The organism is Deltaproteobacteria bacterium (assembly GCA_016931625.1).
In the GTDB taxonomy this organism is placed as follows: Bacteria; Myxococcota; XYA12-FULL-58-9; order XYA12-FULL-58-9; family JAFGEK01; genus JAFGEK01.
This window is the reverse complement of sequence record JAFGEK010000164.1, coordinates 1-14,405: the sequence shown is the minus strand read 5'-3', so window position 1 is coordinate 14,405 and position 14,405 is coordinate 1. Positions and strand designations below refer to the sequence as shown.

12 protein-coding genes, 2 tRNA genes and 1 other RNA gene are annotated in these 14,405 nt (G+C 39.5%); 11 read left to right on the top strand and 4 right to left on the bottom strand.

Going from position 1 to position 14,405, the window contains the following annotated elements; genetic code table 11:
- Positions 1-114: 114 nt before the first annotated feature.
- On the bottom strand, positions 115-2,388 hold the full coding sequence (locus JW841_14125; GenBank protein MBN1962074.1) for an endo-1,4-beta-xylanase: 2,274 nt from the start codon (positions 2,386-2,388) through the stop codon (positions 115-117).
- A 182-nt stretch (positions 2,389-2,570) separates the two neighbouring features.
- Between JW841_14125 and JW841_14120 the strand changes: the two genes are divergently transcribed.
- The 9 genes from JW841_14120 to JW841_14080 all read left to right on the top strand — a co-directional run bounded on the left by JW841_14120 (position 2,571) and on the right by JW841_14080 (position 8,407).
- A tRNA-Ser gene (locus JW841_14120) sits at positions 2,571-2,659 on the top strand.
- A 94-nt stretch (positions 2,660-2,753) separates the two neighbouring features.
- An RNA gene (gene ffs, locus JW841_14115) (signal recognition particle sRNA small type) lies at positions 2,754-2,847 on the top strand.
- 13 nt (positions 2,848-2,860) lie between these two features.
- A tRNA-Ser gene (locus JW841_14110) sits at positions 2,861-2,948 on the top strand.
- A 25-nt stretch (positions 2,949-2,973) separates the two neighbouring features.
- The gene (gene dnaX / locus JW841_14105) at positions 2,974-4,884 is read left to right on the top strand and encodes a DNA polymerase III subunit gamma/tau (GenBank protein MBN1962073.1); all 1,911 of its coding nucleotides are present in this window, start codon (positions 2,974-2,976) and stop codon (positions 4,882-4,884) included.
- Between the two features lie 15 nt (positions 4,885-4,899).
- Positions 4,900-5,244, top strand: coding sequence for a YbaB/EbfC family nucleoid-associated protein (locus JW841_14100; GenBank protein ID MBN1962072.1), 345 nt, complete (start codon positions 4,900-4,902; stop codon positions 5,242-5,244).
- Between the two features lie 33 nt (positions 5,245-5,277).
- Positions 5,278-5,889, top strand: coding sequence for a recombination protein RecR (recR, locus tag JW841_14095; GenBank protein MBN1962071.1), 612 nt, complete (start codon positions 5,278-5,280; stop codon positions 5,887-5,889).
- A gap of 121 nt (positions 5,890-6,010) precedes the next feature.
- A complete protein-coding gene (locus tag JW841_14090; GenBank protein ID MBN1962070.1) occupies positions 6,011-6,490 on the top strand; it encodes a roadblock/LC7 domain-containing protein in 480 nt (159 codons plus the stop codon).
- Positions 6,491-6,516: 26 nt separating this feature from the next.
- Positions 6,517-7,104 (top strand): GTPase domain-containing protein, encoded by a 588-nt coding sequence (locus JW841_14085; protein ID MBN1962069.1) that lies wholly within the window; start codon positions 6,517-6,519, stop codon positions 7,102-7,104.
- A 127-nt stretch (positions 7,105-7,231) separates the two neighbouring features.
- Positions 7,232-8,407, top strand: coding sequence for an ATP-binding protein (locus JW841_14080; protein ID MBN1962068.1), 1,176 nt, complete (start codon positions 7,232-7,234; stop codon positions 8,405-8,407).
- 22 nt (positions 8,408-8,429) lie between these two features.
- On the opposite strand, the gene JW841_14075 is transcribed toward JW841_14080, so the two are convergent.
- From JW841_14075 to JW841_14065, 3 genes are all read right to left on the bottom strand, one after another.
- Positions 8,430-9,770 carry a hypothetical protein gene (locus JW841_14075; GenBank protein MBN1962067.1) on the bottom strand — a complete coding sequence of 447 codons (1,341 nt, stop codon included), beginning with the start codon at positions 9,768-9,770 and terminating at the stop codon, positions 8,430-8,432.
- A gap of 371 nt (positions 9,771-10,141) precedes the next feature.
- A complete protein-coding gene (locus JW841_14070; GenBank protein MBN1962066.1) occupies positions 10,142-11,947 on the bottom strand; it encodes a hypothetical protein in 1,806 nt (601 codons plus the stop codon).
- A gap of 334 nt (positions 11,948-12,281) precedes the next feature.
- Positions 12,282-13,394: an ATP-binding protein gene (locus tag JW841_14065; protein ID MBN1962065.1), complete on the bottom strand. Its 1,113-nt coding sequence runs from the start codon at positions 13,392-13,394 to the stop codon at positions 12,282-12,284.
- A 161-nt stretch (positions 13,395-13,555) separates the two neighbouring features.
- Between JW841_14065 and JW841_14060 the strand changes: the two genes are divergently transcribed.
- A complete protein-coding gene (locus JW841_14060) occupies positions 13,556-13,978 on the top strand; it encodes a nucleotidyltransferase substrate binding protein (GenBank protein ID MBN1962064.1) in 423 nt (140 codons plus the stop codon).
- Positions 13,971-14,273 (top strand): nucleotidyltransferase domain-containing protein, encoded by a 303-nt coding sequence (locus tag JW841_14055; GenBank protein ID MBN1962063.1) that lies wholly within the window; start codon positions 13,971-13,973, stop codon positions 14,271-14,273. The genes JW841_14060 and JW841_14055 overlap by 8 nt, the downstream gene beginning before the upstream one ends.
- Positions 14,274-14,405: the final 132 nt, after the last annotated feature.

Genomic DNA, 14,405 nt, shown 5'->3' with positions numbered 1-14,405 from the left:
ATAGTGTTAATTTGAGGTATTTTTTTTTCAAAATTTAACATGGCAATAATTTGTAACTAAATAATCAAATGTTGAAAATTATTACTGTAGTCATAATATAATAATTCTTAATTATTACAATTGCAATCGCCCATATTCTTTAGGCTTGTCAGCGTTTTCACTTAAGCTTTGTCTATATCCACTGAATGGAAATAGCCCATTCAGTGCCGCTGATGCTTTTACATTGTTATCTGCATCAATTAACCCAATTGACCAGCTAATTTGTTGGCCTAATAGTTCAGTGTTGGGTAATTCGACGGCAAACTCAAGAATTTTACCATCTTTGCTCCAAATCGCAGTGGCATTTTGAATATAATCATTTTTTTCAAAATTTTGCCCAACAAAAGTTATTAAAGTAGTTTGTTGCCCATCTATTAAAAATGAAATTTCAACTAAGTCGTTATTATATAGTTGAGGGTTATTAGTAATAGTTTTATTGTCAATCCTGGTAACTAATCCGTAAATAGTATTACCACTAATTAGTACGCGCCAATCACCAGCAAGGTCTTGTAACTTGGGTATACTTTGATCGTTTACAGATAGTTGATTATAACCTAACGGATAAATTATTGCATCACGCCAGCAACTATCGTCACTATTACCATCAAGTTTAGGCTGTTGTTCTTTGTTTATTTGCGTTGCCACAAATGGCGGTGGATTACTAATATTTTGTTGATCAACAAATTTGCCTTCAGCGTTGGCAAAGGTGAGCTCTGCAAAACCTTTACCTTGCCATCCGGTATTATTGCCCACTACGGGATAAAGTTGGCATTCACGTACACTGCCACCTAGCTCATCATTGTCGGCTAAAGCGGTATTCCATCCGATAGTTATTCCACTAAGATTTTGAGGCATTTTTACTGAAAATTCTAAAACTGAGCCGTCTTTACTCCATACAGCTTCACCCGTAACATTATTATCTTCTTGCCAACCTTTACCAACTATTGTTCGGTATTGTTTCCATTCACCGTTGATACTAAAAAATATTTCAATACAATCATTATCCCAGGGATTATTGCTTGTGGTATCGGTAATATCATCTTTGCGGTGTACCAACCCATATAAAGTATCTTCAATATACATTAGTCGCCAGTTGCCCCATATATCTTGGTCATTGGTTAATAAAGAGGGTGGTCGTAAATCAGCGCTATTTAATTGGTTATAAAGAAATGGGTAGGCAATTGCACCATCCCATTCGTTATTATTCTCAATGCCATCAATTTTTGGAGATTTTTTTGCCCTAACCGCCCTAAAGGTCGGCAAGACGCGCGCTTGACCTGCTTTTTGCATATAACGATCAAAATATTTTAATGTTGGATTTGGTTTAGATAAAACATCATGCATTGCAAGGTATGATGGTTTTGGTTGAAATGCTTCGTCGAGAATTAAAGCGGCTCCTGTACCAGGTATTTCCATCGGTATCCAAGAGTACCCATCATATAATCCCCACATGATAAAAGCTTTGACCGAATTAAAAGCCAATGCCACTCGCATAGTTTCTGCAAAGATACGTGCTTGTTGTTTTAGTGCAGATTCTTTGGGGGGCATTTGCATTCTTACATCTAGTTCAGTTATTTCTATAACTACTCCTAATTCACTAAACCGTTTAATATTTTTTACCACACTGCCCCAATCAGGTTGATATTGACCATCAATGTGGAATTGCAAGCCAACCCCATTAACAGGAATGCCGCGGGATTTAAGATCTTTGACTAACTCATAGAGACGATCAGATTTTTTATTTATCTCTTCAACGCCAAAGTCGTTAATAAATAGCTGAGCTTGCGGATCAGCCTCATGCGCCCATTTAAGAGCTAACTCAATGTATTGTGGGCCAACTGCGAAGTGCCAGAGATTATCACGTAGCTTGCCATTGTTATCATCGATTGGTTCATTGATAACGTCCCAAGCATAGATTTTACCGCGATAGCGACCAACCACGGTATCAATATGAGCTTTAAGCGTAGCCAAAAATTGTTCTTTTGATTTGTATGATGCTGCCAGCCAAGCCGGATTTTGCCGGTGCCAGGTGAGATTATGTCCATGCACTAACATTTTGTGTTTTTGAGCAAAATTTATGATCTTATCTGCACCCGAGAAATCGTACTTTTTAGGGGTAGGATGAACACGCTCCCATTTTAATTGATTCTCTGGGGTTACTACATTGCAGCTATTTATCAGTGCTTTTACAAATTTGGGGTCGTCTAAATTATCTGGGGCAACAGCCGTACCCAATAAAATTCCTTTTTTATCGGCAAGTTCACGTAGGTTTGGGTTTTTGGCGGTCGCGTTTACTAAAACAATAGTAACCAAGCAAAAAGTAAGCAAAAAATGAGAAAAGTGCATCATCGCAATAAACCTCAGGGGTATTTAATTATGTTTATGTCATCAATGTCGTTATTTTTTTGCCTTAATTGGCGCTGAGCAAAGCACAAAACACCTACGACGGTAAAGCATAACAGTACGTCTTGATATCAGTTGTGACTTGTCATCCGCAATGCGTTGGAGTAGGACAAGCGCCTTTCGTATTTGGAGCGATGGCCGAGCTGGTCGAAGGCGCGTGACTCGAAATCACGTGTGCCGCAAGGCACCGGGGGTTCGAATCCCTCTCGCTCCGCCATTTTAAGTTTGTTGTTTGACAAGAGCAGACTATAAACAAAAGTAACCGCTGGCTACAATGCCAGCTATGTATTTATGGTTTTTAAGTTGGGATAGCTCGGCGCCAGCAATCAAAGCGCCGCAAACTCCGCCAGGTCCGGAAGGAAGCAACGGTAGTGGTATTTTTGGGGTGTTGGGCCGTCGAGCTATCACCATTTTTCAAGGAGCGATGACCGAGTGGTCGAAGGTGCACGACTGGAAATCGTGTGTACCGCAAGGTACCGAGGGTTCGAATCCCTCTCGCTCCGCCACCACTTATGCCTATAGATTAAGCCTATGTCGTATTTAGTCCTTGCTCGAAAATATCGTCCCACTCGCTTTGACGAGATAATCGGTCAAGAGCACGTTGTGCGCACTTTGATGAACGCCATTAAACTTGGGCGCGTGCATCATGCTTTTTTATTTACGGGTGCTCGTGGTGTAGGTAAAACGACTACGGCGCGTGTATTAGCTAGAGCGTTAAATTGCGAAAGCGGACCTACTATTGAGCCATGTAACGCTTGCAGTGCATGCAAAGATATTACTAGTGGCGCTGCAACTGATGTTATTGAAATCGATGGCGCTTCTAATACTGGCGTTGATAATGTTCGTGAACTGCGCGAAGCGGTTCGTTATTTGCCAAGTCGTGGTCGCTATAAGCTGTATATCATTGATGAAGTGCATATGCTTTCAACGGCAGCATTTAATGCGTTGCTTAAAACTCTTGAAGAGCCACCACCACATGTAAAATTTATTTTTGCAACAACTGAACCACAAAAAATCCCTATTACCATCTTATCTCGATGCCAGCGTTTTGATTTTCGTCGTGCCACCGTACGTGATCAAACTGAACATATAAAAAAAATATTAGCATCCGAAGGGGCTTCGTTAAGCGCCACCGCCATCACCGCTGTTGTCCGTGAAGCCCAAGGGTCGGTACGTGATGCTTTATCACTAATTGACCAAGTATTAAGCTTTGCAGGAGATAATCCTAACGATGCACAAGTTAGTCAGGCACTTGGTATTGTTGAACGCGAAACTATTTTTGCTCTTGCGCATGCCTTGCTGACTCGTCAAGCAAGTACCTTGCTTGATTTAGTAGCTGAAGTTGATGCTCGTGGTCATGATTTAAGTGATGTTGCCGGTCTCTTAGTTGAGCATTTACGCGATTTAATGGTGGTAAAAGTAATGCCCAACCCCTCAGAGGCTGTTTTAGCACGTTCACCTGTTGAAATCGAAACGCTGAGTCAACAAGCACAAACTGTTAGCAAGCCAGATTTGCATCGATTATTTTCAGGACTAGTAGCAGTGGCCGAAGATGTTAATCGCTCGCCACATCCCCGGGTTACTTTTGAGATGGGTTTGTTGCGTCTGCTTGAAATTGAGCCGGTGTCAAGCTTGGCTGATTTAGTACACAGATTTGATACGATAGCTAAAGGTGGTGACGGACCTCATGGTAGTTCGCCAACTAGTGGTGCAAAAGGCTCAGGCCTAAGCAGTGGTACTCCAAAAATAAGTGCAACTAATGCAGCGCAGCAAGGTACTGTTATCCCCACGAAGGCTAAAAATGATGTCATCCCCACAAAGGCTAAAAATGATAACATCCACGCGCAAGCTAAAAATAACGTCATCCCCGCGAAAGCGGGGATCCAAAATGATATTCAAAAACAGGCTGGTCCAGATTTCCGCTTTCGAGACGGGAATGATGATAATGTTGACTCTGTAGTCACCCCAGCACAACCGGGTATCCATAGTGACGATTCAAACACTAATCGTGAGGTAATTAATCTCGGCTGGGCACGTCTTATTAATAGAGTTCGTGAATTAAAACCGGCACTTGCTTCAGTGCTTGAGCATGCACATTTATTACAGTTTACGCCACAATGTGTTGAACTTGGCTTTGTGCCAAAAACTTTTTATTGGGATACAGCTCACGATAAAGAGTTTCGTGCGCCGGTTGAAGGTTTGCTTAAACAACAATTTGGCCAACCAGTAAAATTAATATTAACACCAATAGATACCCAGGCAAAAACTGTAACTACTTCAATAGCAGCCCAAAAAGATGAAGATCAAAAACAACGCCAACGTGATTTAGAGTCAACTGCAGTTGCACATCCCGCGGTGCGTCAAGCAATATCAGTATTGGGTGGCGAAATTACTGGGGTTGTGCCGCTTGCTAATCAAATAAATGACAAACAAGATGAATGAATTAGGAGGCAGCTTATGGATATCAATGACATTATGCGTATGGCAGGCCAATTACGCGACCAATTAACCGTAGCACAAAAAGAAGTTGGCAATATTAGAGTCAAAGGCGAAGCTGGTGCTGGATTGGTCTCAGTTGTAATGAATGGCAACTATGAAGCCGTTGAGGTTCATATTGATAAGAAAGCCATGGTTGCAAGCGAAGTTAGCTTACTTGAAGATTTAGTACGCGCAGCAATTAATTCGGCTGCAAGCAAAATTGCCGATTCGCTACGAGAACGTGTAGGCGATTTAGGCAAAAATATGGGTATTGATATTTCGCAATTTACTGGTGGCGATAAGCCTAATTCAAGTGGTGGTTGATCGCTAAAATTTTAATAATTGCGCGATGTTACGATGAGTTTAGATCCTATTGAACATCTTATTCTTGAGCTTGGACGTTTGCCCGGCGTAGGTGTGCGTTCGGCTGCTCGTTTGGCTTTTTATATTATTGCCGAATCACGCAAATATCCGGTGGAGCAATCGCTTGCCTACGATTTAGCTAAGGCACTTACCGAAGTTGCAGATAAAGTAGTGCTTTGTAAAACCTGCCATAATCTGGCTACATCTATTCAATGCAATATTTGTTCTGATGCCCGTCGTGATGAGCATTTATTATGCATTGTTGAAGGAGTTGAGGATTTAAGGGCAATCGAGGCTTGTGGTAGCTATCGCGGATTTTATCACGTACTACATGGTTCATTAGCCCCGCTTGATGGTATTGGGCCAAAAGATCTTTTTCTTGATGAACTTTATGAAAGAGTACAGCGCGAGAAGTTTCAAGAAGTAATAATTGCAACTAATGCTGATGTTGAAGGTGACGCTACCGCCTTGTATATCGGTCAATTATTACGTAGTACAAAGGTACGTTTATCGCGACTTGCTGCCGGAATACCACTTGGCGGTGAGTTAGAATTTATAGACCAAGCTACGCTCGGGCGGGCATTGGCTGAGAGAAGGGAGTTTTAAAAAATTTTGACCGCGCCGAGTTTTTTCTGCAGGATATATATTAAGTTAACATACAAAAGCTTGCTTGCACGGGTTCGAGTCCTTTGATATCGGTATTAAGGATTGGACCTTTGGGGTGCCTATGGTTGAGCAGCAAATGGTGCTGTACGAAGAGGAGTTTCGACAAATCGCTGCGGTTTGCGAACGCCTTAATCGTGAAGCCAATGCAAAAGCCGTTTTATTAGTTGATAAAAACGGCCAATTTATTACGTCTAGTGGCGAAATCGATGATCTCGATACGACATCATTGGCTTCGTTAACTGCTGGCAATTATGCCGCGACCAGCGGTCTTGCCAAACTTATTGGTGAAAAGGAGTTTCCTAACGTCTTTCATGAAGGAGAGAAAGATAATCTTCACCTATCAATCGTCGCTCAACGGGCTATTTTGGTGGTTATGTTTGACCAACGTTCTAGCCTTGGTTTAGTACGATTGCGGGTTAAGAAAAGCAGCGAAGAATTAACCAAAATCTTTCAAATGATTCTGGCTAAAGCGGAGCAGCAGTCGCAGGAAACACCCTTTGGCGAGATTACCGATGACGACATCGATAATCTTTTTAGCTAAAATGGGCGAGAATCAACCGAGCCGCCATGTCATTTATTAATTACAGTTCACGTGAGATTAACTGCAAAATCGTTTACTATGGTCCCGGTTTATGCGGAAAAACGACTAATTTGCAGTACATCTACAACAAAACTAACCCTGACGCTAAAGGCAAGATGATATCGCTCGCCACCGAGACCGAGCGAACCTTGTTTTTCGACTTTTTGCCTTTATCACTTGGTGAAATAAGAGGTTTTAAGACTCGTTTTCATCTTTACACGGTGCCAGGCCAAGTTTTTTACGACGCTAGCCGTAAGTTAATTTTAAAAGGCGTTGATGGTGTCGTATTTGTCGCTGATTCGCAGATTGAGCGTATGGAAGCCAATCTTGAATCGCTTGAGAATTTGCGCACCAATTTAAGCGAACAAGGCTACGATCTCGATAAAGTGCCATTTGTTATTCAATACAACAAACGTGATTTGCCTAACGCTGCAGATGTTGAAGAGCTCAAGCGTTTGCTAAATCCACGTCAGGTACCTGATTTTGAAGCTTCGGCAACTCGCGGTGATGGTGTGTTTGATACTCTTAAAGCTATCGCCAAGCTGGTTCTGGTTGAGCTGCGCAAGGGTGGTTAATAGGTTTTATCCTGAAAACGGTTTTTCTTATAGTTTTCAATAAATACTGCAAGAGCTGGTACAACAAATTTAGAGTTTACTCTAATTTTGTCTGGACAATTTTAGAGTATAGTCTAAAATTGTCGATATGCTGCAGCGAAGAATTTTTGCAAATATTGCTGAAGATTTAACAAATAAAATGGTCATATTATCTGGCCCGCGACAGTGTGGTAAAACTACCCTAGCTAAACGTTTGCTGGTTAAACAAACGGGGACTTATCTTAATTGGGATGCGGCACCAGATCGATTAGCAATTCAAAAACGTCAGCTTAATCTTGATAGTAATCTATGGGTATTTGATGAATTGCATAAATATAAACGCTGGCGAGCTTTTTTAAAAGATATTGCAGATACATATAATGAAAAGATATCTATTCTAGTTACTGGCAGCGCTCGTCTTGAATTATTTGGTCGTGGAGGTGATTCGCTGCAGGGCCGCTATTTTCCACATCGTTTGCATCCTATTACTTATTCTGAATTTTGCGGGTTGCCATTTGCTGAGATTAATACCCTGCCCGAATTGCCAGTGGCGCCGCCTCAACAAAAACTTAATGATTTGATTATACTGGGTGGATTTCCAGAGCCGCTTTTTTCAGGTTCGTCTCGCACCGCAGCCCGATGGCGTTTAGCCTATGCGCAGCGTATTTTATATGAAGAAATTAGCTCGCTTTCGCAAGTTCGTGAAATTGAGCGGATGGAGTTACTGTATGACCGTCTATCAGATATTGCTGGCAGTATAGTATCAATAAATAGTTTGCGTGAAGATCTAGAGGTAGCATTTGAAACAGTACGTTCATGGCTAACCATTCTCGAGCGTCTTGATGCAATATTCAGAATTTCTCCTTATGGACCACCAAAAATTAAAAGCGTTAAAAAAGAACAAAAATTATATTTTTATGATTGGTCTCGTTGCCCTAATGAAGGTGCACGGTTTGAAAATTTAATTGCAACGCATTTATGGCGCGCTATTGATTGGGCCGCAGATGTTGAAGGCGAGCGCTTGCAATTGCGATATTTTCGCCATCGCGAAGGTCATGAAGTTGATTTTGTGCTGCTAAAAGAACATAAACCCTGGATAGCAATAAAAGCAAAATTATCAGATTGCGAATTAGCACCAAGTTTACGATATTTTGTTGAAAGAGTGCAGCCGAACTATGCCTTTCAAGTAGTGCTTAATGCTAAAAATGAAAGACGCCTGCCCGACATCGGCCGCACTAAAGTTCGTATTGTGTCAGCAACTCGATTTTTAGCTAATTTGCCTTAAACAAAATAATGTGCGGGCAACGCTATAAATCAAGAAGGCGAATGGCGTTGTTGCTACTATCAACTATATAGAGTTTATTTTTAATATAAACTATGCCATATGGATAATTAAACGCGCTGTTAATACCTGCGCCATCTGTTGAACCCCAAATGCCAGCACTACCTGCTATGGTCGATACTTCGCCGGTGGCGATGACAATTTTGCGAATGGTGTGGTTTTGCGAGTCAGTCACAAATAGGTTAGTACCATCGTTGGTAATACCTGTGGGGCGGTAAAATGTGGCTGCGCTACCAATGCCATCTTTAAACCCAGGCCCACCTGTAGGTCCTACAAAGTGGCTTACTAAATAATCAGGTCGTTTGTCACAATCATGGTCATAACCATCGGATTTTTTATTGGCCCCAGGGTAACAAGCTGCGCCACAGGCTGTTGGGTTGTCATCACAATCATCACCGTTGGTTGCGGTTAACACACCAGTCGGATTGCAAATACATTTTGGTTCGCCAAAGCCAAAACTATCACCATCACTATCAGCGTAATATATGTTGCAATTTATTGTATTTTCACCCTCATTGTTTTGATTATTACAGTTATTGTCAATATCATCACACTGTTCGATAACGCCAGGGTTTATTTGTTTATTGTCGTCGTTACAATCACCACCAGTAGATGCAGTATAAATAGCTGTAGGGCTACATAAACATTTTGGGGCAAGTGCCAAGTTACCGTATCCATCATTATCACTATCTATATAATAGTTTATACATCCTAAGGGCTCGCTGTCAGTATTACCAGCTAGCACCGCTTGGTTAATTGCTAAATCACAGGCAGAATTGCCCAAGGCACTGCATAACCCTTCAGCCACATTACATTCACAACCGTTATTGCCATAAAGGCCAATATCCTCGTCGGCATCTACATAACCTTTTTGGCAAATGGCCCCATTGGCAGCTTGACATTGGTAGAGTGGTGATGAGGTTTTATCAACGCCACTTATCGATGAATGTACCTCAACGCATATTGCTTTTGTTGTTGTAGTATCACCAATACTAGCAAGGTTGAGATTTTTAACACAATCATCTTCGCATGACGAACAGCTATGCACTTGCCCTAAAGTGCATAGCGAAGCATTGCAATTACCCCAAACTAATTCATCGTTATTACAATCAGCTTTTGCTGGTGAATTAGGGTCGTTTGTATCTGCTGGCGGGCAATCGCAAACAGCGCAACCGCCATTGCAATTGGTAGCACCAGCGAAACAAGGGGTTACTGCACCATTATTGTTAGAGCAGCTTTGACCAGCGGTAAAGGCGCTGCAATTTGTTGCAGAAGAGCTATCACAATAAGGCAGTACCAAACGCACACATTTTTTATTTGATAGACAAGTATAGCCAGAGGCACATTCATTACCGTTTGGGCAATCTTCAGCAGTGCTTTTGGTATCATCTTTAGGTGCTATAGCCCAACAAGCGGTGTTAGTTACGATAAGCCCTAATAGATAACAGATGATAGAAACTTTTTGGGCGATGATTTTATGATTTTAAAATTGACGGGATAATGTTGGTGATTAAACATGATCTCCCCTTTTTAAAAATGAATTTTTAAAACAAAAGTAAAGCAAAAAAACACCTACTTAAAAAAGTAATCATACATACACGATTTATATCGCTTTTGGCTACAAAATTATACTACCTGATGGTATTGTTTTTTTGACTAGCTAGTTTTTATCAAAATTCATGTTAGATTTAAAAAACCAATATATTGTTCATTGGGGTCTCCTTTTAGTGTAGTGCTAACATCAGTTTCAAAACATCTATCAAATTTTTGAACGTCTTGTTTGATATTGTCATTAAATTCAATTAATAGTTGTTGTATATTTTTAGTTTTTTCTTTGTGGTTGCTATTGGCATAGTTATTAATCATTTTTTTGGCACTAGAAAGCAGGGCTCCAGTGAGTTTGTGTTTAGGAAGAACAAGTTGTAAAATGGTTACCATGCTATCAATTGCCTGTTCACGCTCACTTTTATTTTTTGCAAGTTTTGTTGAATAAAAAATGTGTCCAAGAGTAAATGCGTTAAGGATATTGTTTAAACAAGTGGCATACCATTTGTTATCATATTCGTTACGAAAATAATCTTTATATTTGTTTTGTGGATTAAGCATTTGAGTGTGTGTGTTAGCTATAATTTTTTGAAAAATTTTTATGAATGAATCATGTTTTGAATTTTTATTGAATATCGCATAAGCAAGAAATATTGCGAGAGTTTCCTTAGTCTTATCGTAAGTCAGACTGTTTGATTCATTGCTGTGTAAGAGGTCAATGATACTGTAGTAATTGGTGACAAACATAATTTCTAAAGCACTTATTAGATCATCGCGTTGGTATTTTTCTGGGTTGAAACTTTTTAATGCTAAAATACTTTCACGAAAAATTATTGTTTTAAATTCATCTGAACCCATCTTGGTGTTTGATGCAGCAGTTGTCGACATAATAATTAATTGTTCGCTGCCGTTAGGTATTAACGATTTTGGGATAGCTTGGGTATCTAGTAAATTTATGGGTCGTAGTAGATCATTGCTAAATAATTGAGTTGTTTGTTCATAGGACCATTTGTTAAAATATTTTTCAGCAAGTTTTCGGTCAGATGAAAGTATTTTGCTAGCTATCATTGCGGTAAGATAAATATCATTTTTGGTGAGTTTTTTGTTCTCTTTTTTATTAGCATCATTTTGATTTAGGTCTGCGTTATTATCATTAATATTGTTTGGGTCACTAATGGCAATCTGTTCGCATTCGATTAAAAATACACTGCGTGCAGTATCAAGGCTATTAGTCGGGTAAACAGGTTGAGCAAAAATTAATCCAGCTAATAAATATTTTTGACTTGCAATTTCGGCACTTTGTTTTTGAAAGCTTTCAGGTGTTTGTGCAAATGCTTGTGCAATGGTTTTTAAAGTTAACAATGGATAGTCTTTATCATATTTTTTAGGTTGTTTGTAAGTTCGACGTGCAATAGCATCAACTGACTGATGTGTAAGTTTTGTGCATAATTCAGGTCCAAGTGCACGCATAAAATCTGTTATGAAAGCTTTTTCTTCAAAATGCGATTGAACAACATCAATAAAATCAAAAGTGCGCTCATTTTCCCAAGTAGCGGTATTATAATTACCTTTGGATGCAATATGGTTTGCTAATGCTTCAGGTGATTTAGTGACAGGTATGCGTTGATTGACGTTTATTTTGGCGATTGCTGAATTTGTTTTTACTTGTTTGATAAATTTTTGCAAGGTGTTGTCATTTGCAGATTGAAGCCCAGCAAGAAAGTTTGTGAGATTTGATTTATAATTAATTGATCCCCATGGTATTGTCGTTAGATTTTCAGTTGCTTTTGTCTTTTGTTTAAATACCGAACACTCAGCTTTTCTACGTCTAATTGCTTCACGTCTAGTTAATTTCTTTCTTGCTGGGATTGATAATGAAAACAAATATTCATTAGATGATGGTAAGTTGTTGTTATCAAGATACTTAGTTCGCGTCATAACTGCCCCCTTTTAAGGTTTGCATAATTCATTAAGCAAGCGGCATGCCATCTTGTTAAAAAATAGTTTATGGGATTGCGATTTTTTTATGGCGTTGAATTCATTAAACAAAAATGGTGCCAGACACCATGTTAATAGGTTTTTGAACTAAAGAGATGTCGCAAAATGACACACGCCTTTGTTTCAATTTGCGACACTTAAATTCGCAAAACAGCAAAACAACTCGTGCGCAAACAGCAAACAACTGGTGCCGCAAACACAAACAACCACAAACAACTGGTGCCACAAACAACTGGTGCACAAACAACTGGTGCCAGACACCAATGCTATTTTTTTAAACTAAAGTGCTTAAGAAGATTACTGCTGGGGCAAGGCGAATGCCATCAAGAGTAGTAACATCTTTTGTGCCTAAAGCAGCAATTTGCCACGCTGGCACTTTAGGAAATCGTTGCGCTAAATACCTTAAGCCTGGGCTTGCTGCGGTATCTGACCATTTACATTCAATAAACATATAGGGCTCGTTTTGATGCACAATAACAAAATCTACTTCACGCTTATCAACATCACGAAAATATCGTAGCTCATACTCTTTACCTTCAATATCGCGTTGCCAATCAACCCATTTTAGCAAGGCGCAAGCCACCAAATTTTCAAAACGTAAGGCTTTGTTAGCAATTAAAGTCCAATCAAAATGATAATGCTTTTGTTCTTTTTTAACCGCGCGAATGCGTGGCGCCCCAAATGGCGCTATACGAAAAATCGCATATAGTCTCTCAAGCGCCGCAAGCCATCTTTTAACTGAATGATGACTAACTTGCAGGTCTTCACGCAAAGCATTTATCGACAATGGGCTACCAACAAGCGCAGGTAATCTTTGCTGCATTAATTCAATGCTACCGAAATCCTCAAATTTTTCTAGATCACGTAAATCTTCACGAATTAAACGTGTACGATAATCAAGTGACCAACGACTTGCTTCGCGTTGGCTTTGGGAAAAAAATGGTTCAGGAAAACCACCCAGACTTAACAATTGCTGTAAAGTATTACTACTTTTATCACTCAATTCAGCTAGGCTTAAAGGATGGAGCCGATAAAAATAATATCTACCTTGCAATGAATCACCACCGCGGCGGTAATAATCTAGACGAGCACTGCCTGTTACTAATATGTGTAATTTTCGCTCGCGCGAACCATCATAAAGCCCTTTAAGAAAATTGCGCCATTGTCGATATTTATGAATTTCATCTAAAACAATTAAATCTGTTGTTGGTATTTGCCGCTGCAATAATAAGGCTCTGTCACTATCAACATCCCAATTTAAATAGGCGCCTTGGTTTGAAAGTATATTTTTTGCAAGTGTAGTTTTACCAACTTGGCGCGGACCTGCTAAAAAAACCATTTTTTTCGATAAATCAGCTTTTATATTTTCTGCAAGATAACGCTGCATAAAGGACCCTCGTATCATGACAAATTACTATATACGAAAAAATTTATCATATAGTCAAATTACTAGCTAGTGTTTTGACTACTGAGTCAAAATACTAGCAATACAATAAAAATAACAATTAACTTTCTTCAGCATTAATATTATTATATTTCAATATGTTAATGGATTATTTAGATCTTAGCAGTCTACGTCGGGCTATCGAGTCTTTTGCTAATGCCTTATCGGTATTAGCAAGTGCAGATTCTATGTCTTGGAATACGTCACAAATAGAAGTATTACGTGCTGGTGTTATTCAAAATTTTGAATTTACTTATGAATTATCATGGAAATTTATACAACGGTGGCTAACACGCAATCTTGGCCGCACTGAAACCGAAGGTATTTCTCGTCGCCATTTATTTCGTCTTGCGGCGCAACACCGTCTTATTAATGATGTTGATACATGGATGGATTATCACCAAGCTCGCAATGAAACTGTACACACTTACGACTCTTTTGTCGCACAGGCAGTTATCGACACTGCAAAAGAATTTATTAACGATGTGCGTCTATTATTAGAACGTATAAAAGCAAGTAATGATTGATTTAGAACAAAAATATATCGAGGATATTAGATATATTTTAAATAGGTATGTGCCTAATGCACAGATTCGCGTATTTGGCTCACGTATTCAAGGTAATGCAAATACTTATTCTGATTTAGATATAGCCATTGTCAGCGATAGTGCTCTTGATCCAAAAATTATTCGTAGACTAAAAGATGATTTTGAATTTTCTGAACTACCTTTTTGCGTTGATATTCTAGATTGGCATCAAATTGCACCAGAATTTCAATCGATTATTTTAAAAAATTATGAAATATTAGATTTAGAAGCATAGATGCAGAAACCAAGAGTGCCAGGCACCGCGTCGAGGGTGGGTGATGCTGACTCTTAGTCTCATTTTTCACTTTTATCGGAATTGGATTCCTACTTTCGTAGGAATGACGAGGAGTTAAGTAAAACTCTCTAC

Excerpts from the sequence above, each read along its gene's own strand:
- JW841_14125 (MBN1962074.1), bottom strand. The coding sequence starts at position 2,388 with ATGATGCACTTTTCTCATTTTTTGCTTACTTTTTGCTTGGTTACTATT.
- dnaX (MBN1962073.1), top strand. The coding sequence starts at position 2,974 with ATGTCGTATTTAGTCCTTGCTCGAAAATATCGTCCCACTCGCTTTGAC.
- JW841_14100 (MBN1962072.1), top strand. The coding sequence starts at position 4,900 with ATGGATATCAATGACATTATGCGTATGGCAGGCCAATTACGCGACCAA.
- recR (MBN1962071.1), top strand. The coding sequence starts at position 5,278 with ATGAGTTTAGATCCTATTGAACATCTTATTCTTGAGCTTGGACGTTTG.
- JW841_14090 (MBN1962070.1), top strand. The coding sequence starts at position 6,011 with ATGGTTGAGCAGCAAATGGTGCTGTACGAAGAGGAGTTTCGACAAATC.
- JW841_14085 (MBN1962069.1), top strand. The coding sequence starts at position 6,517 with ATGTCATTTATTAATTACAGTTCACGTGAGATTAACTGCAAAATCGTT.
- JW841_14080 (MBN1962068.1), top strand. The coding sequence starts at position 7,232 with ATGCTGCAGCGAAGAATTTTTGCAAATATTGCTGAAGATTTAACAAAT.
- JW841_14070 (MBN1962066.1), bottom strand. The coding sequence starts at position 11,947 with ATGACGCGAACTAAGTATCTTGATAACAACAACTTACCATCATCTAAT.
- JW841_14065 (MBN1962065.1), bottom strand. The coding sequence starts at position 13,394 with ATGCAGCGTTATCTTGCAGAAAATATAAAAGCTGATTTATCGAAAAAA.
- JW841_14060 (MBN1962064.1), top strand. The coding sequence starts at position 13,556 with ATGGATTATTTAGATCTTAGCAGTCTACGTCGGGCTATCGAGTCTTTT.
- JW841_14055 (MBN1962063.1), top strand. The coding sequence starts at position 13,971 with ATGATTGATTTAGAACAAAAATATATCGAGGATATTAGATATATTTTA.